25 protein-coding genes are annotated in these 26,460 nt (G+C 42.3%); 3 read left to right on the forward strand and 22 right to left on the reverse strand.

The features are described from left to right. Positions 1–41 precede the first annotated feature (41 nt). From SPPN_RS07485 to SPPN_RS07500, 4 genes are all read right to left on the reverse strand, one after another. Complete coding sequence (locus tag SPPN_RS07485) at positions 42–1,637, reverse strand: hypothetical protein (RefSeq protein WP_000822846.1); 1,596 nt, start codon at positions 1,635–1,637, stop codon at positions 42–44. Between the two features lie 11 nt (positions 1,638–1,648). After that, the gene (locus tag SPPN_RS07490; RefSeq protein WP_000412232.1) at positions 1,649–2,059 is read right to left on the reverse strand and encodes a peptide deformylase; all 411 of its coding nucleotides are present in this window, start codon (positions 2,057–2,059) and stop codon (positions 1,649–1,651) included. A gap of 260 nt (positions 2,060–2,319) precedes the next feature. Continuing rightward, positions 2,320–3,117: a glutathione-dependent disulfide-bond oxidoreductase gene (gene yghU / locus SPPN_RS07495; protein WP_001277412.1), complete on the reverse strand. Its 798-nt coding sequence runs from the start codon at positions 3,115–3,117 to the stop codon at positions 2,320–2,322. Positions 3,118–3,129: 12 nt separating this feature from the next. Next, on the reverse strand, positions 3,130–5,826 hold the full coding sequence (locus SPPN_RS07500) for a cation-translocating P-type ATPase (RefSeq protein ID WP_000032388.1): 2,697 nt from the start codon (positions 5,824–5,826) through the stop codon (positions 3,130–3,132). A gap of 307 nt (positions 5,827–6,133) precedes the next feature. Between SPPN_RS07500 and mntE the strand changes: the two genes are divergently transcribed. After that, a complete protein-coding gene (gene mntE, locus SPPN_RS07505) occupies positions 6,134–7,318 on the forward strand; it encodes a CDF family manganese efflux transporter MntE (RefSeq protein ID WP_000813942.1) in 1,185 nt (394 codons plus the stop codon). 37 nt (positions 7,319–7,355) lie between these two features. Here the strand turns inward: mntE and SPPN_RS07510 are convergent, their stop codons facing one another. The 8 genes from SPPN_RS07510 to cdaA all read right to left on the reverse strand — a co-directional run bounded on the left by SPPN_RS07510 (position 7,356) and on the right by cdaA (position 15,874). Continuing rightward, positions 7,356–9,227 (reverse strand): ABC-F family ATP-binding cassette domain-containing protein, encoded by a 1,872-nt coding sequence (locus tag SPPN_RS07510; protein ID WP_001279109.1) that lies wholly within the window; start codon positions 9,225–9,227, stop codon positions 7,356–7,358. Beyond that, complete coding sequence (locus SPPN_RS07515; protein ID WP_014017307.1) at positions 9,224–10,423, reverse strand: CCA tRNA nucleotidyltransferase; 1,200 nt, start codon at positions 10,421–10,423, stop codon at positions 9,224–9,226. Before SPPN_RS07515 ends, SPPN_RS07510 begins: the two co-directional genes overlap by 4 nt. Next, positions 10,420–11,187: a 4-hydroxy-tetrahydrodipicolinate reductase gene (gene dapB, locus SPPN_RS07520; RefSeq protein ID WP_000027875.1), complete on the reverse strand. Its 768-nt coding sequence runs from the start codon at positions 11,185–11,187 to the stop codon at positions 10,420–10,422. Before dapB ends, SPPN_RS07515 begins: the two co-directional genes overlap by 4 nt. A gap of 388 nt (positions 11,188–11,575) precedes the next feature. Then, positions 11,576–12,424: a DegV family protein gene (locus SPPN_RS07525; RefSeq protein ID WP_000762177.1), complete on the reverse strand. Its 849-nt coding sequence runs from the start codon at positions 12,422–12,424 to the stop codon at positions 11,576–11,578. A 1-nt stretch (position 12,425) separates the two neighbouring features. Further along, positions 12,426–12,800 carry a DUF1149 family protein gene (locus SPPN_RS07530; protein WP_001050094.1) on the reverse strand — a complete coding sequence of 125 codons (375 nt, stop codon included), beginning with the start codon at positions 12,798–12,800 and terminating at the stop codon, positions 12,426–12,428. 73 nt (positions 12,801–12,873) lie between these two features. Continuing rightward, positions 12,874–14,226, reverse strand: coding sequence for a phosphoglucosamine mutase (gene glmM, locus SPPN_RS07535; protein WP_000521437.1), 1,353 nt, complete (start codon positions 14,224–14,226; stop codon positions 12,874–12,876). 24 nt (positions 14,227–14,250) lie between these two features. Further along, positions 14,251–15,030 carry a CdaR family protein gene (locus SPPN_RS07540; RefSeq protein ID WP_000742288.1) on the reverse strand — a complete coding sequence of 260 codons (780 nt, stop codon included), beginning with the start codon at positions 15,028–15,030 and terminating at the stop codon, positions 14,251–14,253. Then, the gene (gene cdaA / locus SPPN_RS07545; RefSeq protein WP_001011065.1) at positions 15,017–15,874 is read right to left on the reverse strand and encodes a diadenylate cyclase CdaA; all 858 of its coding nucleotides are present in this window, start codon (positions 15,872–15,874) and stop codon (positions 15,017–15,019) included. Before cdaA ends, SPPN_RS07540 begins: the two co-directional genes overlap by 14 nt. A gap of 134 nt (positions 15,875–16,008) precedes the next feature. Here cdaA and SPPN_RS07555 point away from each other — a divergent pair, with 134 nt between their 5' ends. Next, positions 16,009–16,977, forward strand: a complete 969-nt coding sequence (locus tag SPPN_RS07555) for an NAD(P)/FAD-dependent oxidoreductase (protein ID WP_000081020.1) — start codon at positions 16,009–16,011, stop codon at positions 16,975–16,977. A 549-nt stretch (positions 16,978–17,526) separates the two neighbouring features. After that, positions 17,527–18,102 (forward strand): hypothetical protein, encoded by a 576-nt coding sequence (locus SPPN_RS07565; RefSeq protein WP_000593540.1) that lies wholly within the window; start codon positions 17,527–17,529, stop codon positions 18,100–18,102. A 207-nt stretch (positions 18,103–18,309) separates the two neighbouring features. Here the strand turns inward: SPPN_RS07565 and whiA are convergent, their stop codons facing one another. From whiA to lytC, 10 genes are all read right to left on the reverse strand, one after another. Beyond that, a complete protein-coding gene (gene whiA, locus SPPN_RS07570; RefSeq protein WP_000011298.1) occupies positions 18,310–19,221 on the reverse strand; it encodes a DNA-binding protein WhiA in 912 nt (303 codons plus the stop codon). Next, positions 19,218–20,195, reverse strand: a complete 978-nt coding sequence (locus SPPN_RS07575; RefSeq protein ID WP_001231073.1) for a YvcK family protein — start codon at positions 20,193–20,195, stop codon at positions 19,218–19,220. Before SPPN_RS07575 ends, whiA begins: the two co-directional genes overlap by 4 nt. Then, on the reverse strand, positions 20,192–21,082 hold the full coding sequence (gene rapZ, locus SPPN_RS07580) for an RNase adapter RapZ (protein ID WP_000163062.1): 891 nt from the start codon (positions 21,080–21,082) through the stop codon (positions 20,192–20,194). Before rapZ ends, SPPN_RS07575 begins: the two co-directional genes overlap by 4 nt. A 51-nt stretch (positions 21,083–21,133) precedes the next feature. Continuing rightward, positions 21,134–21,514 carry a RidA family protein gene (locus SPPN_RS07585; protein WP_001140420.1) on the reverse strand — a complete coding sequence of 127 codons (381 nt, stop codon included), beginning with the start codon at positions 21,512–21,514 and terminating at the stop codon, positions 21,134–21,136. 10 nt (positions 21,515–21,524) lie between these two features. After that, the gene (yihA, locus tag SPPN_RS07590; RefSeq protein WP_000422580.1) at positions 21,525–22,112 is read right to left on the reverse strand and encodes a ribosome biogenesis GTP-binding protein YihA/YsxC; all 588 of its coding nucleotides are present in this window, start codon (positions 22,110–22,112) and stop codon (positions 21,525–21,527) included. Between the two features lie 8 nt (positions 22,113–22,120). Then, a complete protein-coding gene (gene clpX, locus SPPN_RS07595; RefSeq protein ID WP_014017308.1) occupies positions 22,121–23,353 on the reverse strand; it encodes an ATP-dependent Clp protease ATP-binding subunit ClpX in 1,233 nt (410 codons plus the stop codon). Positions 23,354–23,389: 36 nt separating this feature from the next. Next, positions 23,390–23,560 carry a hypothetical protein gene (locus SPPN_RS13455; RefSeq protein WP_000442260.1) on the reverse strand — a complete coding sequence of 57 codons (171 nt, stop codon included), beginning with the start codon at positions 23,558–23,560 and terminating at the stop codon, positions 23,390–23,392. Then, positions 23,560–24,066: a dihydrofolate reductase gene (locus SPPN_RS07605; RefSeq protein WP_000162454.1), complete on the reverse strand. Its 507-nt coding sequence runs from the start codon at positions 24,064–24,066 to the stop codon at positions 23,560–23,562. The genes SPPN_RS13455 and SPPN_RS07605 overlap by 1 nt, the downstream gene beginning before the upstream one ends. A 129-nt stretch (positions 24,067–24,195) precedes the next feature. Then, complete coding sequence (locus SPPN_RS07610) at positions 24,196–24,714, reverse strand: Dps family protein (protein ID WP_014017309.1); 519 nt, start codon at positions 24,712–24,714, stop codon at positions 24,196–24,198. Between the two features lie 236 nt (positions 24,715–24,950). Further along, the gene (lytC, locus tag SPPN_RS07615) at positions 24,951–26,441 is read right to left on the reverse strand and encodes a choline binding-anchored murein hydrolase LytC (RefSeq protein WP_080564677.1); all 1,491 of its coding nucleotides are present in this window, start codon (positions 26,439–26,441) and stop codon (positions 24,951–24,953) included. Between the last annotated feature and the right edge of the window lie 19 nt (positions 26,442–26,460).

Below are 26,460 nucleotides of genomic sequence, written 5' to 3' on the forward strand. Positions count from 1 at the left end.
CAGATAAAGTTGACGTGGTTTGAAGAGATTTTCGCAGAGTATTACTGTACTTTAAAGGTCTTGAGATAGCTGTCTTTTCCTACTTGACCTTCGAAGGTTCTACCATTTTCAAGGTAAGGAAGGTCATCTGATACTGAGGCCTTAACCTTGTAAATCTTGCCATCAACTTTAAAGAAGTAGACGGTGTCGCCCTTGATAACAGCTGATTTGAGGTCTGCTACTACTCCCTTGATGCTTTCTGTCGTTGCATTGTCAATTTCAAGGTCGTTTTTATTGGCATACTTGCTGAGCATCTCTTCCACTGTAGTAGCTACGATAACATTTTGGTACTCGACTGCGTCTACTAGAGCATACTCTTTGACCAAGCCAGCATTGTCCTTCAAACCCATGATGTAGAAAGGCTTGTCATTGAGGTTGATGAGGATTGGGAAGGTTGCTTTGTAGGATTTCTCCTGAACAGCACCTTCTGCTGATTCACGGGCTGATTCTTCTGTCGCAGAAGCCAAGCTATACTTAGTAATTTCTCCTGTTCGCATATTTTCAAGGATGAAACCAAGATTACTCTCATCCGCATTAGCCGACGTCACACCTGTGTAGAGATAGATGTCATTACCGATAGACAAGTAATTATAGCCATTGGTAGTCTGGGTCACGTTTTTCTTGGAAATCATGGCATTCAAGAAACCGTCCTTGTACTTGCCGTTGTAGTTGATTTGCTCAATGGTTTCCTCTGCTGGATAGATCCTATCCACCCATTCTGGAACATCTGATAAGCTGTATTCCTTGGTTTCTCCATTTGTAGCATCCAAGATAATGACTGAAGCAGGACGAGGAACCGCAAGTCCAAATTGCTTTTGGTAAACCGTTGCTACATAGAAAGGATTGCCCTCATCGTCCACCTCAAAAGATGGAGTTTTAAAGATTTTGGTCGGGTACTTCAAGCGCAGGTGACGTTTGACATCACGGTTAAAATACTCCGAGTCTGAATACTTGATTGGTGTCTTCAAGTCCACCAAATCCGCATTTCCAGTTACCATGTCCACCTTGATATACTCACCGATTCCCTTGGCTTGATTGTTAAACCATTTGATAGGGTCTGCATATTCTAGTGGTGTGACCCGATAAGGTTTCCCATCAATTGTCAATTGGGTATAGGTATCTGCCGCTACGTATTGCGACACCTTATCGGTTAGGGAACCCAAGTAGCGGTCTCCAATTTTTTCAGCAGTACTTCTATCTAGGATAGGAACCTTACTGGTGTCACTCTTAGGAAATTCAGTAAAGTCTTTTTCCGTAACCGTGACTACATTGGCATAATTTTTAGCCTGAAACATGCTGGAAGTTACCAAGGAAACCAAAGCTGCCAAGAGAAGAATTCCTCCAATCAAAGCTAACAGAATTTTCCCTAACCGATTGATTTTGAAACCCTCAAGATTTAAGGCAGCTTCCGCCTTACCGTGGCGCACATGAACCGTTTTGACCAGATTGATTCCCTTGCCAAAGCCAAATAAGATTGCTACAAGCAGCAAATGCCCACAGAGGAAAAAGAGAAATTCCCAGCTGGTCAGGTTAAGGGGCGGTAAAAAGATATACCAGGTCGTTGCGATAAAAATAAGTTCAAAGACTATTCGTTTCATTTGCTTTCCTCCTAAATGATTCGTCCTTCCAAGTGATCCAACTCATGCTGGCAAATCTGAGCTGGGAAGCCTGTCAAGGTAATGGTCTGTTCCTGCCACTTAATGTCTCGATAGGACACCGTTATGCTTTCATAACGCTTAGTTGATCTCACACCTACCAAGGACAAACAGCCTTCTTCTGCCTCATAGGATCCTTCAAAGGACAGAAGCACTGGGTTAAACATGACCACGGGAACCAAGCCAAGATTAAAGATAATCACGCGCTTTTGCACCCCAATCATATTGGCAGCTAGACCAATGCAGGTCTCACGATTTGCTAAGAGTGTATACTGCAAATCTCTGGCAAGATAAAGGTCTTCCTGACTTGCCGGCTGAGATACCTGAGATAAAAACAAAATATCTTTTACAATTTTCTTTTCCACTTCCTCACACTCCTCTTGTTTTTTACTATATTATAACAATTATAGCACAAAAGCCGATAACTGCAAGCCCTTTCCCTCAACTGTAGCAAAAAGCCATCCGAAGATGACTTTTTTGCTACTTATACTCAATGAAAATCAAAAAGCAAACTAGGAAGCTAGCCACAGGTTGCTCAAAACACTGTTTTGAGGTTGCAGATAGAACTGACGAAGTCAGTAACATATATACGGCAAGGCGACGCTGACGTGGTTTGAAGAGATTTTCAAAGAGTATTAATTTCTGTATAAGTTACTTCCAAGCCACGCTTAACAGCTGGACGATTGGCAATTTTTTCTGCCCATTTTACTAGATTTTGATAACTTGAGGCATCCAAGAATTTTGCAGAACCTTGGTAAAGATTTCCTTGAACTAACTGTCCATACCAAGACCAGATAGCAATATCTGCAATCGTATAGTCATTGCCTGCAATATAAGGTTTCTGAGCCAATTCCTTATCCAATAAATCCAACTGGCGTTTCACTTCCATTGTAAAACGGTTAATAGGATATTCCAATTTTTCAGGAGCATAATTGAAGAAATGTCCAAATCCCCCACCTAGAAAAGGTGCTGCACCTGCTTGCCAGAATAGCCAATTCAAAACTTCTACCTTTTCCACAGGATTACTTGGTAAAAAGGCTCCAAATTTCTCAGCAAGGTAAAGAAGAATATGAGCAGACTCAAAGACTCTTACATCTTCAGTACCTGACTGGTCCAATAAGGCTGGAATCTTGGAATTTGGATTGAGCTTCACAAAGTCTGATCCGAATTGATCCCCATCCATGATAGCAATCTTATACAAGTCGTAAGCCGCTTCCTTAAAACCAGCTTCTAGTAATTCTTCCAATAAGATAGTAACCTTCACACCATTTGGTGTTCCCAGTGAATAAAGCTGAAAAGCTTGTTCTCCTTTTGGCAAGTTTTGTTCGAAACGGGCACCTACTGTTGGTCTGTTTAGCCCCGTAAAAGCTCCTTGATTACTAGCTTCATCCTGCCATACGGTCGGTAATTGATATGCTGACATCCGAAACCTCCCTTAAATCGCATTCTTGTCAAAACCGAGTTTGCGTTGAATAAACTTAACGATTTCGACGATGATAATCATTGAGAAGCTTCCAGCCATAACAATTCCCCATTGTGACAAGTCTAGTTTGGTTACGTGGAAGATTCCTTCAAGCGGTTCTACAACGATTGTTGCCATGAGAAGGATAAAGGATACCAAGATGGACCAGTTAAAGGTCTTAGACTTGAATGGACCAACTGTCAAGATGGATTGGTAGACAGACTTGACATTGTAAGCATGGAAGAGCTGAATCAAACCAAGGGTTGCAAAGGCCATCGTTAGGGCATCTGCATGAATAGCATGATTGTCACCCACATGAACTGGGTAAGCAATCGCAAGGCCATAAACACTCATAACAAGAGCTGCTTGGAGTACACCTTGATAAATGATAGAACTCAAAACACCACCTGAGAAGAAGCTTGCCTTGCGTCCACGTGGTTTATGATTCATGACACCAGGCTCCGCAGGTTCAACACCAAGAGCGATAGCTGGGAAGGTATCCGTTACCAAGTTGATCCACAAAAGATGAACCGGCTGTAAGACATCCCAACCAAACAAGGTTGATAGGAAGATGGTTAATACTTCAGCAGTATTGGCAGAAAGTAGGTACTGAATAGTCTTTTGAATGTTTGAGAAGACCTTACGTCCTTCTTCCACTGCGACGATAATAGTCGCAAAGTTATCATCTGCAAGAATCATATCAGAAGCCCCCTTAGAAACCTCTGTACCAGTGATTCCCATACCGATACCGATGTCTGCTGTTTTCAGAGCTGGGGCATCATTGACACCGTCACCTGTCATGGCAACGACCTTACCTTGTTTTTGCCAAGCCTTGACGATACGAACCTTGTGCTCTGGAGACACACGGGCATAAACAGAGTATTGACCAACAACTTTTTCAAAGTCTTCATCAGATAATTCGTTGAGCTCAGCACCAGTTAAAACGTGGTCTTCTGTATCGTTTGCATCAATGATTCCCAAACGTTTGGCAATAGCTTCTGCGGTGTCTTGGTGGTCACCTGTAATCATGATTGGACGAATTCCAGCTTCCTTAGCCACACGAACAGCCTCAGCGGCTTCAGGACGTTCAGGATCAATCATCCCAATCAAACCAGTGAAGATTAAATTATTTTCCAGCTCTTCAGAAGTGAGGTTTTCTGGAATGCTATCGATAATCTTATACGCACCTGCAAGGACACGCAAGGCTTGATGAGCCATTTCAGAGTTGTTTGTATGAATGAGGTTTGTGACCTTCTCATCAATCGGAGCAATATCCCCAGCCTTATCACGAAGAACACAACGTTTCAAGAGTTGGTCTGGGGCACCTTTAACTGCTACGAGGAAGCGTCCATCTGCAAGTGGATGAACCGTTGACATGAGTTTACGGTCAGAGTCAAATGGCAACTCAGCTACACGAGGATATTTCTCTAAAAATCCTTTGACATCGTATCCCTTGTCCAAGGCATACTGGATAAAGGCTGTTTCGGTTGGATCACCAATGAGATTGCCTTCCACATCGATTTTCGTATCATTGGCCAAGACAACTGAACGAAGGAGGGGCATTTCAAGACCCAGTTCAATGTCATCAGCTGAGTCATGTAGGACTGCATCGTAGAAGATTTTTTCAACCGTCATCTTGTTCATGGTCAGCGTACCAGTCTTATCAGAAGCGATGATTTCAGTTGAACCAAGTGTTTCAACTGCTGGCAACTTACGAACGATGGAATGTCGTTTGGCTAAAACTTGAGTACCAAGGGAAAGAACGATGGTCACGATAGCAGGAAGTCCTTCTGGAATGGCTGCAACGGCAAGGGCAACAGAAGTCAACAACTCACCAAGTGGATCCTTCCCTTGAATAAAGACACCCACTACAAAAGTAACAAGGGCAATGACCAAGATTGCATAGGTCAAGACCTTAGAAAGGTTGTTCAAGTTTTGTTTGAGGGGTGTATCCGTCTCATCAGCGTCTTGAAGCATGCCCGCGATATGACCAACTTCCGTGTACATACCTGTATTGACAACAACTCCCATCCCACGACCGTAGGTTACGTTTGAGTTTTGGAAGGCCATATTGACACGGTCACCAATACCAGCATCTGTCGCAAGCTCGACTGTCAAGTCTTTTTCAACCGGTACAGACTCACCTGTCAGAGCAGCCTCTTCGATCTTAAGAGAGTTAGCTTCTAGCAAACGTAGGTCTGCTGGTACTACGTCACCAGCTTCAAGGGCAACGATATCTCCAGGTACCAATTCTTTAGAGTCAATCTCAGCCATGTGCCCATCACGCAGAACGCGGGCAGCTGGACTAGACATAGATTTGAGGGCTTCGATAGCTTCTTCTGCTTTTCCTTCTTGGTAAACACCAAAGGCAGCGTTAATGATAACCACGGCTAAAATGATAATGGCATCTGCGATATCTTCCCCACCAGAAGTCACGACTGACAAGATTGCTGCTGCAACTAGGATGATAATCATCAAATCCTTAAATTGCTCGATGAATTTGACCAGGATTGATCGTTTCTCGCCTTCTTCGAGTTCATTGTGGCCAAATTCGGCAAGGCGCTTTTCCGCCTCACTTGATGACAAACCTTGCTCGGTCGCATCCACAGCCTTCAAGACCTCTTCAGGACTCTGAGTGTAAAACGCTTGGCGTTCTTGTTCTTTTGACATGTGTCTCCTCCTTGACATTGTGTGCAAAACAGACTCTCTTTTCCCTCATCGCATCTTTTCACGACAAACAAAAAGAGACCTGTTAATCATAACAAGTCTCGCTGTTTAAGATAGGGCCGGAAAACATACTTTTCAGTATAAAATTCGGAATGACGACACTATCACAGGTTTCTGCCAGCTACTCCCTTGAGTAGTACTATTATACCAAATTTTGGGGAGTTTTAAAAGAGTAAAAACTACCTTATTTGAATTTTCCCTTGAAAACCAGTATAATGGTAGAATGCTATATGACTAGAAAGGAAGTTGAATGAAGCAATCTATCTCAAATCTCAAGTTAGCTGAACGTGGTGCCATTATCAGTATTTCAACCTACCTGCTCTTGTCTGCAGCGAAATTGGCTACTGGCCATCTTCTTCATTCATCCAGTTTGGTGGCCGATGGTTTCAACAACGTGTCGGACATCATTGGAAATGTGGCCCTCTTGATTGGAATCAGGATGGCACGCCAGCCTGCTGACCGAGACCACCGTTTTGGCCACTGGAAGATTGAGGATTTGGCTAGCTTAATCACTTCCATCATCATGTTCTATGTTGGCTTTGATGTTCTAAGGGATACCATTCAAAAGATTCTCAGTCGGGAAGAAACGGTCATTGATCCTCTGGGTGCAACTCTAGGAATTATGTCTGCAGCGATCATGTTTGTGGTCTATCTCTACAATACTCGCCTCAGTAAGAAATCCAACTCCAAGGCACTGAAGGCCGCAGCAAAGGACAATCTTTCTGATGCTGTCACCTCACTTGGAACCACCATTGCCATCCTAGCTAGTAGTTTCAATTATCCCATTGTGGATAAACTGGTTGCTATCATCATCACTTTCTTTATCTTGAAGACTGCCTATGATATCTTCATCGAGTCTTCCTTTAGCCTTTCGGATGGCTTTGACGACCGTCTGCTTGAGGATTATCAAAAGGCCATCATGGAAATTCCCAAAATCAGCAAGGTTAAGTCCCAAAGAGGTCGTACCTACGGTAGCAACATCTACCTGGATATTACGCTAGAGATGAACCCTGACCTGTCTGTTTTTGAGAGTCATGAAATCGCGGATCAGGTCGAGTCTATGCTGGAGGAACGTTTTGGGGTTTTTGATACCGATGTCCATATTGAGCCAGCGCCTATCCCTGAGGATGAAATTTTAGACAATGTCTATAAGAAATTGCTTATGCGTGAACAATTGATTGACCAAGGAAATCAACTGGAAGAACTATTGGCTGATGATTTTGTCTATATTCGCCAAGACGGAAAGCAGATGGATAAAGAGGCCTATAAAGCAGAAAAAGACTTGAATGCAGCTATCAAGGACATCCAAATCACTTCCATCAGTCAAAAGACCAAACTCATCAGCTATGAGTTAGATGGTATCATCCACACCAGTATCTGGCGTCGCCATGAAACTTGGCAAAATATCTTTCATCAAGAAACAAAAAAAGAATAGAAAAATCCTGTCCATGAGACAGGATTTTTCTATTCTTCTAGCTATCAAAGTCACTTAGATATTCATAGCGTTCGTATTTTTCAAGGAGTGCTTCGTTTTTCTCGTCCAATTCTTTTTGGAGAGTAGCCAGCTTACCAAAGTCAGAACCATTGGCCTGCATTTCCTCTTCAATAGCAACGATACGATTTTCCAAGGCTTCAATATCGCCTTCAATGCTTGCCCACTCCTGCTTTTCTTGGTAGGTCATGCGTTTCTTGTCTTCACGAACCTTGACCACTTTCTCCTTTTCGGCCTTTTGCACTTGATTGGCCATCTCTGTTTCAAAGGCTTTTTCATCAAGGTAATCAGTGTAATGACCAAAGAAAGGACGAATCTTACCATCTTCAAAAGCCAGAATCTTGGTCGCTACCTTATCCAAGAAATAGCGGTCATGGCTAACTGTCAAGACAGGCCCTGCAAAGCCTTGCAAGAAATTCTCCAAAACTGTAAGAGTAGCAATGTCCAGGTCATTGGTTGGCTCGTCCAAGAGGAGAACATTTGGTTTTTCCAAGAGCAATTTGAGGAGATAAAGACGCTTTTTCTCTCCACCTGACAATTTCTCAATCAAGGTTCCATGCGTTGAACGTGGGAAGAGGAACTGCTCCAGCAACTCTGCAATCGAAGTCGTAGAACCACCGCTGGTCTTGACTTCTTCTGCTACTTCCTGCAGGTAATTGATCACTCGCTTGCTCTCATCCAAGCCCTCAATTTGCTGAGAGAAATAGGCGATGCGAACAGTTTCCCCTATCACAACTTGACCTGCTGTCGGCTCAAGACTTCCTGCAATCAAGTTGAGGAGGGTTGATTTCCCAACACCGTTGTTCCCAACAATTCCAATACGATCTTTAGCCTGCACCAAGAGATTAAAATCTTGCAAAATAGGCTTGTTTTCATAGGCAAAGGAAACATCCTGAAACTCGATGACTTTCTTCCCAATCCGACTGGTTTCAAAGTTCATGGTCAAGTCTGTTTCAGCAACGCCACCTGAAACTTCTTTCTTCAAATCGTGGAAACGATTGATACGAGCCTGCTGCTTGGTCGCACGCGCCTGCGGTTGTCTACGCATCCAGGCCAATTCTTGCTTATAAAGTTGTTCCTTTTTGTGGAGAAGAGCCGCATCGCGCTCATCCTGTTCCGCCTTGAGGCGAACATAATCCTGATAATTTCCCTGGTACTCGGTCAAGCCTGCTCGATCCAACTCGAAAATACGTGTTGACAAAGCGTCTAGGAAATAACGGTCGTGGGTAATAAAAAGAACCGTCTTCTTAGAATTTTTCAAAAAGAGGGTCAGCCACTCAATAGTCGCAATGTCCAGATGGTTGGTCGGCTCATCCAGCAGCAAGAGGTCGTGGTTGCCAAGAAGAACTTGCGCCAACTGAACCCGTCTTCTTAGACCACCTGACAATTCCCCAACTGGAGTAGATAAATCCTGAATCCCCAGCTTGCTAAGAACCGTCTTGACCTGACTCTCGATTTCCCAAGCTTGGAGAGAGTCCATTTCTGCCATGATACGTTCCAAACGCGCCTGCTTGTCCTCACTATAGTTGAGCATAATCAACTCATACTCACGAATGAGCTGGATTTCCTTGAGGTCGCTGGAAAGAACCGTATCCAAGACCGTCTTGCTATCATCAAAATCAGGATCTTGAGTCAAGTAGCCAATCTGGTAATCATTCTTAGCTGAAAAGGGACTGACATCCCCATCAAAGCCAGAAACACCAGAAAGAACATCTAAAAGGGTGGTCTTACCAGTCCCATTGACACCGATTAGACCAATTCTATCCAAGTCATGGATGATAAAGGAAATATCCTTAAAAACGGTCTTGTCACCGACGGATTTACTTAGTTTTTCAACAATAAAATCACTCATTTTTTCTCCCTCAGGTAAGCATGGATGGCTTGACGGTCATTTTCCAATTCTCCATCGACAATGGCATACTCAATCTCTGTTAAAATCTCTCCCAAGTCTGGTCCCGGTTGATAGCCATATTCCTTAATCAAAATGCCACCATTAATCTGAATTTCTTTCTTGTCATGAATGGTCAGACTCTGGTAGGTTTCTGTGATAGCTTGTGGGTTAACTTCTTTTCCTTGGGCCTGACGAAGATTTTCAGCCTGTAAAAGTAAATCCAAGTCAAAGCGATAACAATCGCGCTTCCTCAATTCTCCCTTTTCACGCAAGGCCAAAATAGTCAGCAAATCCTGAACTTGCTTGGCAAACTGGCGTGAGGTCTTCCAAGCCTTCAAAAATGGCTGCGCATTTTCAATCTCCAAAGCCCATAGTAAAGCCGCCCAGGCTTGTTCAGAGGATTCAAAGGTGAAATCAGTCTCCAAATCAAACAGTCTGTTAAGCTTGTCCTGGCTAGCTGCCATATCAGGGAGATAGTCATAAGCTTGACTCTCAATCATGGAAACCAAGCCCCTTCTCCAAAACGGAGCCAGCAAGAGTTTATCAAACTCAACAAAAGTACGCTCTACAGAAATTTTCTCCAAAAGTGGCGTCAAGGTCTTCATAGCTTTAAACGTTTCTGGCTCAAGTTCAAAGCCAAGACTGGCCTGAAAACGGAAACCACGCATAATCCGCAAAGCATCTTCGTTGAAACGCTCACTAGCCACTCCAACTGCCCGCAAGACTTGGTTTTCTAAATCGTCTAAACCATGAAACAAGTCAACAATTTCTCCTGTCTCATCTAAGGCAAAGGCATTGACTGTGAAATCACGGCGTTTGAGGTCTTCTTCTAGCGAGCGCACAAAGGAAACCGCACTGGGTCTGCGATAGTCCACATAGACATCCTCTGTCCGAAAGGTGGTCACCTCATACTCCTCATCGCCATCTAAGACCAAGACGGTTCCGTGCTCGATTCCGATATCGGCTGTTCGCGGAAAAATCTGCTTGGTCTCTTCTGGATAAGAAGACGTTGCGATATCCACATCATGGATGGGACGATTGAGAAGGGCATCTCGAACAGAGCCCCCAACAAAATAGGCCTCAAAACCTGCTTCTTTAATTTTTTCTAATACTGGTAAAGCCTTCTGAAATTCAGAAGGCATTTGCGTTAATCTCATAATAAGTGTTCTAATCCATAGACAAGCTCATGACGCTTGACAACTTCTTTAATTCCCAAATTCACCCCTGTCATGAAGGAGCTGCGATCATAGGAGTCATGACGGAGGGTCAATCCTTCTCCCTGATTGCCAAAGATGACTTCCTGATGGGCTACCAAGCCTGGTAAACGAACTGAGTGAATACGCATACCATCAAAGTCAGCACCACGGGCACCTGCAATCAATTCTTCCTCATCAGGCGCACCTTGCTGAGTAGACTCTCGAACTTCCGCCATCAACTCAGCTGTTTTAATAGCTGTTCCACTCGGAGCATCCTTTTTCTTGTCATGATGGAGCTCGATAATCTCCACATTTGGGAAATATTTGGCAGCCTGTCTTGCAAATTGCATGAGCAAGACAGCACCCAAGGCAAAATTTGGAGCGATCAAACCACCCAAATTTTGTTCACGAGAAAATTCTTTTAGCTCTGCAATTTCTTCACTAGTAAAGCCTGTTGTGCCAACTACTGGAGCAAAGTCATTTTCAAGAGCAAAGCGTGTATTTTCATAGGCAACAGCTGGTGTAGTAAAGTCTACCCAGACATCTGCTTCAAAGCCTGCTAAATCAGTCTTATCCTTGAAAACAGGAATTCCCTGCCATTCTGACTCAGACTCAAAAGGATCCAAAACTGCTACCAAGTCTAAGTCTGGATCAGCCAAGACCATCTGACAAGCAGCTTGGCCCATCTTTCCCTTAAAACCGGCAATAATTACTCGAATACTCATCTCTACTCCTGTCTAAGATACAAAGGACGTTAGCTGCCCATGAAAAATAGGGAATGGCGCTGACTTTCCATGAAAGGCAAGACAGACATCTTTTTTCAAGAGGCAGGTAGTCCGTGTTCAATTGCTAAGATACAAGGCCTGTAAGAACACAAAGTGAAAATAGGAATTCTGATCAAGAAGTGTCTACTCCTTGGAAGAACTATCTTTTTCACACAGGGTCCCAGGCGTGTTCAATTATCAAGATACAAAGGACCTTAGCTGCCCATGAAAAATAGGGAATGACGCTGACTTGCCACGAAAGGCAAGACAGGCATCTTTTTTCAAGAGGCAGGTAGTCCGTGTTCAATTGCTAAGATACAAGGCATCTTAACTAGTCTAAAAGTGCCAACTAAATCACTGGAATATAACCTAGAGCAATACTTCCTGCTCCTAGGTGGGTTCCAATGACACTACCAAATGTAGCTAGTGAAATATCCGTACCCACTCCAGATTCAATCAAGTGGTGACGCAATTCTTCAGCCTTTTCAGGAGCATTCCCATGAATGACAATGACCCGATATTGGCCTGAAGCCGTTGTTTCCTTGATGATTTCAATCAAGCGCTTGGTTGCTTTCTTTTCCGTACGAACTTTTTCGTAAACTTCAATCACACCTTGATCGTTAAAATAAAGGATTGGCTTAATGCTAAGCAAATTGCCCAAAATGGCAGCCCCATTTGAAAGGCGCCCACCTTTTACCAAATGATCCAGGTCATCTACCATGATAAAAGCTGACGTACGGCTGATTTGAATAGCTAGCTTATCCTGAATGATAGCAAAATCATCGCCCTGATCTCGCCAGTTAAAGACGCTTTCAACCATGATGCCTAGGGGAGCGCTTGTAATCAAAGTGTCTGGGAAAGCAATGGTTAAACCCTCATAGTCATCCACCATATACTGGATATTTTGGTAAAAACCTGAAATTCCAGAAGATAGGAACAGCCCCAAGGCATGTGTATAACCTTGTTCTTTGAGCGAAGTTAAGATCTCATCTAACTTGGCAATACTTGGTTGACTGGTCTTAGGCAATTCAGAAGCCTGAGCCATTTTTGGGTAAAATTCCTCAGCAGTCAGATTGATGCCTTCGACATACTCCTCACCATCAATATTGACAGGAATATCCAAGACATACAAATCTTCTCTTTGCAAGGTCTCTGCACTGAGATAGGCAGAAGAATCTGTGATAACAGCTAGTTTCATATTAGAACTCCAAATTGATTCCTGGTAAGTCTAATGCAATTTCAGTTACTTCGTAAGTCAAACGGTTGAGCATATTCAAACATGGACGAGCCAAAGTTTCCACTTCTTCTTGGCTCAATTCACTTGGTTCATTGACAATACGGCCATCGATATGATTTACCTGTGAAATGGTTCCACTGATGACAAACTTATCAAATACAATCATAAATGTCAAGATGACAATCAAGGAAGTCACTTGATTTTCTTGATTATGTTGGAGCAATTGGAAGTTCACATCCACCTTAGTTTCAGGAGCTCCATTTTCATTTTCCCATTCAAAATTACGCGCATCAAAATGATACTGACTAACAAATTCTTGTTCACGTTTAAGATTCATATCTTTCTCCCTCGGCTACAATATTATAAGCTATTGTACCATAATTTTTTATTTTCATCTAGTTTTCTAAGTTTTAGTCCATCCCAATTTCAGCTCGAACTACGTCTGCGATGGTATCAACATAGTAGTCAACTTCTTCTGTGGTAGGCGCTTCTGCCATAACACGCAAGAGGGGCTCTGTTCCACTTGGGCGTACTAAGATACGACCATTCCCTGCCATTTCTTCTTCCATCTTCTCGATGATAGCCTTGATAGCTGGCACTTCCATAGCCTTTTCCTTCACGGCATTTTCCACTCGGATATTGACTAATTTTTGTGGATAGATGGTTACTTCTGCTGCCAACTCTGACAAGCTCCTACCAGTTTCCTTCATGATTTTTGTCAATTGGACAGCGGATAATTGACCATCACCTGTGGTATTGTAATCCATCAAGATAACGTGACCAGACTGTTCACCACCAAGGTTGTAGCCTGATTTTCTCATTTCTTCAACAACGTAGCGGTCACCAACTGCAGTAACTGCCTTGTTAATACCTTCGCGATTCAAGGCCTTGTGGAAACCAAGGTTAGACATCACAGTTGTCACAATTGTATTTTTAGCCAATTGTCCTTTTTCAGAAAGGTATTTTCCGATGATGTACATAATCTTGTCACCATCGACGATGTCACCATTCTCATCAACAGCAATCAAGCGGTCACTGTCTCCATCAAAGGCCAAACCAATAGCTGACCCACTTTCTTTGACCACTTCTTGAAGGGCTTCTGGATGTGTTGAACCAACATTAAGGTTGATGTTAAGACCGTCTGGTGTTTCCCCGATAACCGTCAATTGGGCACCAAGGTCTGCAAAGATTTGACGGGCACTGGTAGAAGCTGCTCCATTAGCTGTATCCAAGGCAACCTTCATTCCATCAAGAGGAGTTCCAGTTGAAACAAGGTATCCTTCATACTTACGCAAGCCTTCTGGATAATCTACCAAAATTCCTAAGCCTTCTGCACTTGGACGAGGAAGAGTGTCTTCCTCAGCATCTAGCAAGGCTTCAATTTCTGCTTCTTTTTCATCATCTAGTTTGAAGCCATCACCGCCAAAGAACTTGATTCCATTATCAAGGGCTGGGTTGTGGCTAGCAGAAATCATGACACCGGCGCTTGCTCCCTCAGTTTTTACCAAGTAAGCTACTGCTGGTGTCGCCAGAACACCTAGTTTGTATACGTGAATTCCTACAGATAGAAGACCAGCTACCAAGGCAGATTCTAGCATTTCCCCTGAAATACGTGTGTCACGTCCTATAAAGACTTTCGGTGCTTCCGTTTCATGTTGACTAAGAACATAGCCTCCAAAACGTCCTAGCTTAAAAGCTAATTCTGGAGTAAGTTCCACATTAGCTTCTCCACGGACTCCATCAGTCCCAAAATATTTACCCATTTTTATAAAATCCTTTTTCTATTTTTAATTCGTTTTTGAACTAGTTGCTTTCGTTGACGAAGATGTCTCCGATGAACTGCTTGTAGTTGAATTTGATGTGCTTGAACTTGGTGCTGCTGGTTTTGTAGTTACCTTCATTGTTGTATCAAAGGGAGTGATAACTGTCGGTAAGACAACACCATTGCGGTCGATTGCCTGCAAAGGTACTGAACCACTGTAATTACCTGTTATGTGTTCGCTAGTTGGCAAGACAGCGATAATCTTATCAATTCTATCCAATGTCTCTTGATCACTCGTAATCGACACTTCTTCATCTGACACCGTGACATTTTCAATCTGTACCCGACTATCAATTTGACTAGGGTCAATCTCTGGTACAACCTTTACCTTATCCTTCTGAGCCTTCTTCCCAATCTTGACTGTAATTTTTTGCGGAGTCGCCACAGCGGTCAGCCCATTGGGTAAATCTTCAATGCTCAAAGGAACTTCAATCGTTCCAACACTGGCATCTGTTAGGTCAGCAGTAACCTTGAATTTACGTGTGCTTTCTTGCATTTCACTAGCTAGCGATAGGCGATTTGCACCAGTCAAGACCACTGAGACTTCTGAAGCAAAACCGCTAATAAAATACTCATCACTATTATAGCGTATGTCAATAGGAACATTTGTTACTGTATTCGTATAGGTTTCCGTTTTTACCTGCCTAGCACTGGTACTGTTTTGAAAATTCGTCGCCGTAGCATAGACAAATAAGACACAAGCAAAAAAGAGTGAGGATATGATATATAAACTATTTTTTTTCATGTTTCCATCCTCCTAGCAATCGTTCTTTAAAACTAAGACCCGCTTCCTCTTTTGGAAGTAAGATTTCACGTAATTCTGTTTCAAATTCATCAAGTGTTAGGTTGTGCTTAAAGCTTCCATTATAGGTTATCGAAATTCCTCCCGTTTCCTCTGATACGACAAAAGTCAAGGCATCTGAGACTTCTGATAAACCGATAGCCGCCCGGTGTCTGGTCCCAAATTCCTTGGAAATCCCTGTGTTTTTTGTCAAGGGCAGATAGGCAGACGTCACAGCAATACGTTCTTCTTTGATAATCACCGCACCATCATGTAGGGGAGTGTTGGGAATAAAAATGTTAATGAGAAGTTCTGCAGAAATCTTAGCATCCAAGGGAATTCCTGTCGAAATATACTCCTGCAAGGTACGTACACGCTGAATAGCAACCAAGGCCCCGATTTTACGAGGACTCATGTATTCAACAGACTTAACAAAAGCACGAATCATCTGTTCCTCAGCACTAATAGGGGCATTGGAAAAGAAATCTGTCGCTCTTCCCAAACGTTCCAAACCAGTCCGAATCTCTGGAGAGAAGATAACAACCGCCGCAATAACCCCATAAGTAATAATTTGATTGATTAACCAAGAAATCGTAGTCAAACCAATCATATTTGCAAGGATTTGAGCTAAAATAAACACCAAAACTCCACGTACCAAAATCATAATCTTGGTTCCTGCAATAGCTTTTGTAAAATGGTATAAAATATAAGCAACAATCAAAATATCAATCAGATTGATAGCTATCGTCCATGGACTTGCAAACAAACTGGTCCAATATTGCAGATTGGATAATTGTTGAAAATTCATCCCTGATATCCTCCCTATCAAAACACTTTCATCCTATTATACCATTTTCTGGCATTTTTTCCCTATCCTAGTCCATTTTACATTGAACAAAAATATGATAAAATAAACTGACTAGAAAAAACAAAGGAGAAACTATGTCTCAACTCTATGATATTACCATTGTGGGTGGTGGTCCTGTCGGGCTTTTTGCAGCCTTTTATGCCCACCTACGCCAAGCCAAGGTTCAAATCATCGACTCTCTTCCCCAGCTAGGTGGACAACCTGCTATTCTCTACCCTGAAAAGGAAATCCTAGACGTACCAGGCTTCCCAAACCTGACTGGAGAAGAGTTGACTAACCGCTTGATTGAACAGCTAAACAGCTTTGATACCCCTATTCATCTCAATGAAACGGTTCTTGAGATTGACAAACAAGAAGAAGAATTTGCCATCACAACTTCTAAAGGAAGTCACCTGACTAAAACAGTTATCATCGCTATGGGTGGCGGTGCCTTCAAACCACGTCCGCTGGAACTTGAAGGGGTTGAGAGCTATGAAAATATCCACTACCACGTTTCTAACATTCAGCAATACGCTGGTAAGAAAGTGACCATTCTTGGTGGGGGAGATTCGGCTGTGGATTGGACTTTGGCTTTTGAAAAAATCGCACCAACTACCCTTGTTCACCGCAGAGATAATTTCCGTGCCTTGGAACACAGCGTTCAAGCCTTGCAAGAATCATCTGTGACCATCAAGACACCATTCGTCCCTAGCCAACTCCTTGGAGATGGAAACACGATTGATAAACTTGAAATCACAAAAGTCAAATCTGATGAAACCGAAACGATTGACTTAGATCACCTCTTTGTCAACTATGGTTTCAAATCTTCTGTCGGTAATCTTAAAAACTGGGGGTTGGAACTCAACCGACACAAGATTATCGTCAACAGCAAACAAGAATCTAGCCAAGCAGGTATCTATGCTATCGGTGACTGCTGCTACTATGACGGAAAAATTGACTTGATTGCGACAGGTCTCGGAGAAGCTCCAACTGCTGTCAATAATGCTATCAACTACATCGACCCTGAGCAAAAAGTACAACCAAAACACTCTACTAGTTTATAAAAAAGAACCACGAGTCACATAGGATGCGTGGTTTTAAAATGAACTACACCTCAAAAGTTAGACAGAAATACATCTAACTTCTGATATGCAGCCCACCTTCTCTTTGCTCTTGTTTGAATAAGAAATTTTTTGAAGAATCATTAGATTATACAAAGTATTCATATCAGCCTTTTAAAGCTATATAAAAACTCTCCAACTATTCTATTATACCATATAAAAAAATAAATAAATAGACTTGTTTTTTTCTTTTTTTGACGTATACTAATAATAGAAAGCGCTTTAAATAAAATAAAAGGAGGTTTTATGAGGAAAGTAAATAAGGACATTTTATTCTTAACTGGAATCATAGTTTTATGTTTTGGTTTTTTATTATTTCACATCAACCCCTATTATGCCGAACCCTATGCGACACTGAAAGAAAGAATAAATTTATTCTTTTGGCAACTATATTGGAGACCTGTAGGAACTCTCAGTATTATTTCGGGTTGCATTATAACTTTCAAAGGATTGAAAAAATAATCTTTTACTCATGAAGAAAGGAAATTTGTTATGATTAAACTGAAACTATTGTTTTTCTCTCTACTATCAAGTCTATTATTCTTAGTCACAACATCTACGGTTTTTGCTGATGTCTATCCTGGTACAAATTATGAAATTGTATCTAATCGTATTGTAAAAGATATCAACACAGGAGAGTTATTGTCATTTTATACGACTGAACTTAGAGACGCCTATTTAGAGTCTAAATCTACGTATCAGACTCGTTCTAATGCAACTGGTGTTGCAGACTATAGAACTAAATACTCTCACTCTTACAAGAAAAGCACCACATCAGGTCCTGTAAGTTCAACTGCCTATGGTGGAAAAGCTGGAGCTACTCTGACTGTAGGTGCAGGTGTTAGCTTTTCTGCTCCGGAGTCTGGAGCTGGACTTAGTTTAAATCACTCAGTCTCCCATAACGTACCACCCTACACTTATGGTTATATTAGACTAAAAGCATCTTACACAGTAAACGTTCGTAAACTAGAAGTTAGATACTTAGGCACCAACAAATGGGTTCCAGCTGGTGAAACCTCTACTATATCGAATGTTAGCGTTTGGAGCGAACTGGTCACTTGGAAATAACTCATTAGAGACTGGGTAAAAACTCAATTTCAGGAGAAAATGAAATAAATTTTCTCACAATAAAACGCATAGTATTACGGTTCAAGTCAACACCGGATATTATGCGTTTTTGATTTTAAAGAGCCAAATTTCTTAACTTAATGACATTGCTTTTTGCCCAACCTCTTTTTATTTCAAAAAAGAACCTCGCAAAACAAGAGCCTGGTTTTATAGTTCATCGGCTATCTTATTGATTTTTCTGAGTCTGTGATTGACACCACTTTTTGTAAGGGGATTGCTGAGGCTATCTGCTAACTGCTGGATAGAGTAGTCTGGGTGCTGAATCCGCAACTGCGCTACTTCCTGCAAATCCACTGGCAGATTTTCTAAGCCCATAATATCTTTTATTTTACTGATATTGTTAATGGTCTTCATGCTGGCAGAAACTGTCCGAGCGATATTAGCTGTCTCGGCATTATTAGCCCGATTGAGGTCGTTACGGGTTTCTCGCAAAATCTTAACCCGCTCAAAATCATCCCGTGCCTGCATGGCTCCGATTACTATCAAGAAGTCCATAATGTCTTCTGCTCGCTGGAGATAGGTCACAGCCCCCTTCTTGCGCTCAAGCACCTTGGCATCCAGTAAAAACTGTTGGAGAAGGGAGGCAATTCCTTGCGCGTGGTCCAGATAAACAGAACTGATTTCCAACTGGTACTTACCTGATTCAGGGTCACGAATACTTCCATTTGCCAAGAAAGCACCACAAAGATAAGCACGACCTGCTTCCTCATCCGATAAAATCGCCTCATCAATACCTGTTTCCAGGTCAAAGAAAGAGTCTGCCAAGTGCAAATCACTTAACAAATCCTGCACCTTTTCATCTGTAAAAACGGTATAGACCCGATTCTTGCGAAGATTGCTCCGTTGGTGGTGACGAATTTCCGATTTGATTTCATAGAAATGGAGAAAGGACTCATAGAGGTGACGGGCCAGTTTGGCATTTTCTGTCACAACTGACAAAGTCAAGCCCGAAGTCGAGAGACCGATGCTACCAGACATTTTGATAATGGCAGATAATTCATACCGGCTCAGATGGTGTTGACCTAGGATTTCTTCTTTTACTGCTACTGTGAAACTCATTTTCTCACCTGTATAATCCGCATCAACTCATCCACAATCAAATCTCCATCGTGGAAGGCACCGCCATTTTCCAGACGAAGGAAGTTGGATGAAATCACGCGCGGAACTTGCTTACAAAGACCAGCAAAATCATGTTCCACCTGGACCAAGTATTCATCAAAGCGATTGGAATTCATGTATTCTTGAGGCACTTTTTCGATATTCACCAAGACCGTATCGATAAAAGGTCGGCTAAGGTGACGATGCAAGACTTCCACGTGATCACTATCTGTAAAGTGTTCTGTCTCCCCACGTTGGGTCATAATATTGCAGACATAGGCGATTTCTGCCTTGGTTTCCAAAAGCGCCTGCCCGATTTCCTTAATCACGATATTGGGCAAAATAGAGGTAAAGAGAGAACCAGGTCCGAGGACAATCATGTCACTTTCAAGAATGGTCTGGACTACTCGACGGCTGGCCAGAGGTGTATCATCGTTGAAGGTATTGGTTACATAGACATGGTCAATCATGCCTGGATGGTCTGCGATATGACTCTCTCCAGCCACTTCTGTCCCATCTTGAAAGACTGCATGCAAGGTCAAAGGATGGTCGCTGGAAGGATAAATCTTCCCAGTTGTATGGAAAAACTTGCTCAATAACTGCATGGCATTATAGGTCGAACCCTGCATTTCTGACAGACCTGCAATAATGAGATTGCCCAATGGATGGCCAGCAAAGGCTCCGGCATCCTCGGAAAAGCGATACTGAAAGACTTTCTCATAAAACTTAGGCATATCCGACATGGCCACAAGGACATTACGAAGATCACCTGGCGGTGTCAATTGCTGCATATTTTTTCGGAGTTCACCTGATGAACCACCATCATCCGCCACCGTTACGATAGCAGCGATTTCCACATCTTTTTCACGCAGACTTTTAAGAATGACAGGGATCCCAGTCCCTCCACCAATCACCGTTATCTTTGGTTTTCTCATGAACGGTTTACCGTTTCCTTTCTTCGGTCTTTGTCGCGATGCCCTTCATTAACAGGCCAATTCTTGGATAAGTCCTGCGCCAAGCGTTTAGCAAAGGCCACACTACGGTGTTGTCCGCCCGTACAGCCCATGGCAATGGTCAAAACGGACTTCCCTTCCTTTTGGTAACTTGGCAAAATCGGCTCAATCAAGGCCAATAAATGCTGATAAAAATCTTCTGACTCAGGATGATTCATGACATAGTCATAAACAGGTTCATCCACACCCGTTTGGTTTCTCAGCTCTGGAAGGTAATATGGATTTGGCAAAAAGCGCACATCAAAAACCAAGTCTGCATCAATTGGGATTCCATATTTAAAGCCGAAAGACATGACTTCGATACGGAAAGACTGGGCTTGTTCTTGATCTGAAAACTGCTCTGCAATGGTTTTACGTAGCTCACGAGGAGTGAGTTCAGTTGTATCCACCACATTTTGGCTCATATTTTTCAAAGGTGCCAAGAGTTCACGTTCCAGCTTGATTCCATCCAAAATCCGTCCATCTGCAGCTAATGGGTGACTCCTTCTGGTTTCCTTGTAACGAGCAACCAATTCCTTATCAGCTGCATCCAAAAAGAGAATTTTAAAGTCCAGTTCTTCCTTGTTTTCCAACTCATCCAAAACAGCTTGAATCTCCGAGAAGAAAGAACGGCTACGCATATCCACTACCAAGGCCAACTTAGGATCGTCTTCCTTAGTTTCCACCAACTGCAAAAACTTAGGCAAGAGGGCTGGCGGCATATTATCAATAGTAAAATAACCTAAATCCTCGAAAGACTGAATGGCTACAGTTTTGCCCGCACCACTCATCCCTGTCACAATCACCAAGTGAAGTTGTTTCTTTGTCATCTTTTTCTCCTTATATCAAAAGAAGCTTGGCAGCACCAAACTTCAACTAGCTTATCCAATCTCTGCGATGACTTCAATTTCGACTTTTACATCACGAGGAAGACGAGCTACCTCCACAGCTGAACGAGCTGGAAATTCCTCTTTAAAGGCCGTTTGGTAAACCTCGTTAAAAGGAACGAAGTCGTTCATATCGCTCAAGAAGCAAGTTGTTTTGACAACATGGTCAAAGTCTGTTCCTGCTTCTGCCAAAATAGCACCGATGTTTTTTAAGACTTGCTCTGTCTGTTCTTGAATCGTTTCTCCAACGATTTCCCCAGTTTCAGGAGAGAGAGGAACTTGACCACTAGCAAACAAAAGGTTCCCAACGATTTTTCCTTGAACATAGGGTCCGATAGCCTTTGGAGCTTTGTCTGTATGAATTGTTTTTGCCATTTTCTTTTCCTCACAATTTTTCTAAGATTGCATCCCAAGCCTCATCCATCCCTGCCTTGCTGACAGATGAAAAGAGGATGAAATCGTCACTTGGGTCAAAGTTTAATTTCTTTTTGATTGCTGATTCGTGCTTGTTCCATTTACCACGAGGAATCTTGTCCGCCTTGGTCGCAACGATGATAACCGGAATCTCGTAATACTTGAGAAATTCGTACATCTGCACATCATCTGCTGACGGGTCATGACGAAGGTCAACTAAACTGACTACCGCACGGAGATTTTCCCGAGTCGTTAGATACTCTTCAATCATGCGCCCCCACTTTTCACGTTCCTTTTTGGAAACACGGGCATAACCATAGCCAGGAACATCCACAAAGCGCATCTTGTCGTCAATGTTAAAGAAGTTGAGCAGCTGGGTTTTCCCAGGTTTCCCTGACGTACGAGCCAGATTCTTACGATTCAACATAGTGTTGATAAAGCTAGACTTACCAACATTGGAACGCCCTGCTAGGGCAATCTCTGGCAGTTCATCCTGTGGGTAGTGGGATTTATTCGCCGCACTGAGCAAGATTTCAGCATTATGTCTATTCAGTTCCATAGTCACCTCTAGGCTGTTTCTAGGATTGGTTTATCCGTTCCATCGACAGCTTCTTTTGTGATGCGAACCAATTTCACATTTTCCTGACTCGGTACTTCAAACATAACGTCCAACATGGTTTCTTCAATAATCGAACGAAGACCACGCGCCCCAGTCTTCCGTTCGATGGCCTTGTTGGCAATCTCTTGAAGGGCCTCATCGTCAAATTCCAACTCGACATCATCATAAGAAAGCAAGGTTTGATATTGTTTGACCAAGGCATTTCTTGGCTCTTTCAAGATGCGAACCAAGTCATCAACCGTCAATTGCTCAAGAGCTGCAAAGACAGGCAAACGTCCAATCAACTCAGGGATAATACCAAATTTTTGAATATCTTCTGCGATGATTTCTTGCATGTAAGAGCTATTTTCATCAATCGCCTTGTTATTTTGACCAAATCCGATGACTTTTTCTCCAAGACGTTGTTTAACAATTTCTTCAATACCATCAAAGGCACCACCAACAATGAAGAGGATATTCTTGGTATCTACTTGAATCATTTCTTGTTGCGGATGTTTGCGTCCACCTTGAGGTGGTACGCTAGCAACTGTTCCTTCGATAATCTTGAGAAGGGCTTGTTGCACCCCTTCACCAGAAACATCCCGTGTGATAGACACGTTCTCGCTCTTCTTGGCAATCTTGTCAATTTCATCCACATAGATAATCCCACGCTCTGCGCGCTCAATGTTAAAGTCAGCAGCCTGCAAGAGTTTAAGGAGGATATTTTCCACGTCCTCACCCACATAACCAGCCTCCGTCAGAGCTGTCGCATCCGCAATCGCAAAAGGCACATTCAAGCTCTTAGCCAAGGTCTGAGCAAGGAAAGTTTTCCCTGAACCAGTTGGCCCAATCATCAAAATGTTTGACTTCTGCAAATCCACACCTTCTGACTCTTCACGCGTATCGTGGAAATTGATGCGTTTGTAGTGGTTGTAAACTGCCACTGCCAAGGCACGCTTGGCACGATCTTGACCGATTACATAGTGGTTCAAGATATGGAGGAGTTCAATTGGTTTTGGCACCTCAGACAAGTCTGCCAAGACTTCCTCAACCAATTCTTCTCGAATAATTTCTTGAGCTAACTCCACGCATTCATTACAAATAAAGGCATTGTTGCCAGCGATTATTTTTTGTACTTCTTCTTGGCTTTTGCCACAAAATGAGCAATAAACCATCATATCATTATTCCTAGTTGTAGGCATGATTTCCTTCCGTTCTATTCTATACTGTCATTCTATCTAAAATAAGGTCATGTAAAAAGCATGGATACTATTGACCAAATTGGTAAAGGCATTTAACCAGAGCAGGACAGAAAGTCCATAACGCTTTTTACGAAAAGCCTGTGCCCCTGCAAGCAAGCAGACCAAACACAGCATGGCTGTGAAAAAACCAAATATACTACGTTCCATTAGACTTCCTTTCTCTTGCGGTATTGGATGGTAAAATCATAAGGATTTTTGTCATCTTTGGTATAGGATTTGCTTGAAACAGTCTCAAAAAGAGACAAGTCAAACTCCTCAGGAAAATAGGTATCTCCCTCCACACGAGCATGAATGTGAGTCACAATCACTTCGTCAAGGTAGGGCTCAAAAGCCTGAAAAATCTGCTTTCCACCGAGAATATAGAGATTCTTGTCTTGCCCCTGATACCAGTCGAGAACAGACTGGACATCCTGAAAAGTAGTAACCCCATCTATCTTTTCTTCCGGGTTACGTGTCAAAATCAAGGTCTCCCGTTTTGGAAGCAAGCGACGCCCCATCCCATCAAAGGTCACGCGCCCCATCAAGATAGCATGATTCAGAGTTGTTTCTTTGAAGTGTTGCAGTTCTGCTGGCAAATGCCAAGGCAGACGATTGTCCTTACCAATCACACCCTCTTCATCCTGGGCCCAAATAGCTACGATTTTCTTTGTCATGCTTCCATCCTTTTCACTGATAGTACTATTTTATCAAAAAACTCGAAAAAAGACTGGTTTGGAATAGCTTACAAAATAGAAAAAATCTGTAAGAAATTTCCTACAGATTTATCTATGTTGCCTTGTTTCTTACAAACCAGGTGCTTGTCCAAGTTCTGCCGCAAGCATCCAAACTGTTTTCTCAAGTTCAGCCTTAGCACCAACAAAAATATCGTTTGTAACATCATCGCCTTCTTCGTCAGTCACATCCAACGCTTTTTGGAAAAGAGTGATGAGGTAGCGATAAATAGCTAGAACACGTTCCAAGCTTTCTTCAACATTACGGTATTCACCAGCTTCTTCTTCGATTTCACTATTTTGAAGGAATTCTGTCAATGTAGAGAATGGGCTTCCACCGAGTGTAATCAATCGTTCGCTGATTTCATCTAAATGACCATCAAGAGCATCCATGTACTCATCCATTTTTGGATGCCATACCATAAAACCGCGTCCACGCATATACCAGTGTACTTGGTGCAAAGCAACGTGGGCTACATACAAATCAGCAACAGCTTGGTTCAAGACTTCCTTTGTTTTTGCCAATGCTACTGGCGCTGCTTTTGTCAATGATGTTACATCTTTTACTGCTTCTTTTTTCAATTCTACCATTGTTTTTACCTCATTCATTATTATTTGTAACCACTTCTTAATGATTACTACCTTAGTATACTACTAAGGAAAACCAAAAGCAAGCCAAATGACTCACATGAGAAAAGTTGCAATAGACTGATAATTTAAGGATTTTTTAGAATAAAGCACAGTCCCCTTACACCTCTCTTAACTGCGACAAAATAAAGAAAAAGAGGATGCAAATTTCTTGCACACTCCTTTCTCAACTTTATATCTTAATACCAAACGCTGACATCCACACGCCCTTGGATTCCTTTCATGTATTCAGAAGAGGTATACTGCCAACCTTTTTCTCCTGAATAATGAGGATTTTCCCATTCTAAAGCATTCGTATAGGCCGCTACCCAGTTTACATGTTTTAAAATATCTGGGTGTTTTAAACGCGTCTGTAATAAACTACGATAGCTATAAACATACACATTTTGATAACCCGCCTGCTTCATCGTCTCCATGTACTTGTTGATGATCTTAACCCAAGTACCTGTATCACTCGGAGCACGCTTACTTTTATTCACATACTCCCAGTTCTCAACATCATAGTAGATAGGGTAAGACAAGTTCATATTGTATTTCTTCAGAAGTTCAATGGTCTGTTCAGCGTCATTCTCAGCATCGGTCTCATTTTCAGCATAGGTATAGAGATAGACACCATAAGGAATTCCCAGACGGTTTAACTCCTTAATGTTATGCGCTAATTCCTTGTCTTCTTTACCGCTATAACCTAGACGAACAATGACACCGTCTACTTCATTTTCATCAATAACCTTTTTCCAATCATTGATACGACCATTGTGTTCACTAATATCAATAACTTTCTTAGCATGTTCGGTTCCTACTTGTTCTTCTCTATTATTAAAGAAATAGCGTTTACCATCTTTGTGAACCCAGCCGACATTCAAATCTTTCTTTTCTTTGAGCTCACCAGAAGCCGCAAAGATATAGCGAGCACCATCCATAATCACTTCGTCAGTCGCCATGGCACCACTTCCAGTCAAATAGTAGTTGCCTTGCCACTCATTCCGAGCCATATAGCCCCATTTCTTGAAATAGTACCATTTGCCGCCCACTTTTTGCCACTCTTGGTTGGCATAAGTTCCATCGGATTTTAGATAAAAATAAGCAGAATAAGCCGGATCATAAAGCCATTCATTTTGCATCATGGCACCTTGACCATTCAAGAAATAACTTCCTTGCCATTGGCTTTTAGCCATGTAACCCCACTCCTTGAAGTAATACCACTTATTTCCAATCAATTGCCATTCTTGATGAGCATAGGCCCCATCTGACTTGAGATAAAACCAACTCTTGTAATTACTGTCATAGATCCACTCGTTTTGGGCCATATATCCACCTGATTTCAGGTAGTAATTTCCATGCCATTCATTCTGCGCGTAACGACCATCTGACTTAATATAAAACCAAGCCTTATAGTAGTTGTCAAAAATCCATTCACTTTGAGCTTTAGAACCATCAGCCTTTACATAATAATCCCCATCCCAGTGGGCAGTGACACTGTTTCTCTGTTCATTGCTACTAGTTGATGAAGTTCCTGTTGATAGACTAGATTTTTCTGAAACTGTGCTTCCACTTGTTTCATCTGCCGCAATTCCTGAAACTCTTGCGCCAAGTAAGCAAAGACTTGCTAGCCCTATACATACAAATTTTGTTTTCAATCTTTCCTCTCCTATAAAAAATGGAACAGGCACCTGAATGCTGTTCCACCTA

The sequence above is a fragment of the Streptococcus pseudopneumoniae IS7493 genome (assembly GCF_000221985.1).
Lineage (GTDB): Bacteria > Bacillota > Bacilli > Lactobacillales > Streptococcaceae > Streptococcus > Streptococcus pseudopneumoniae.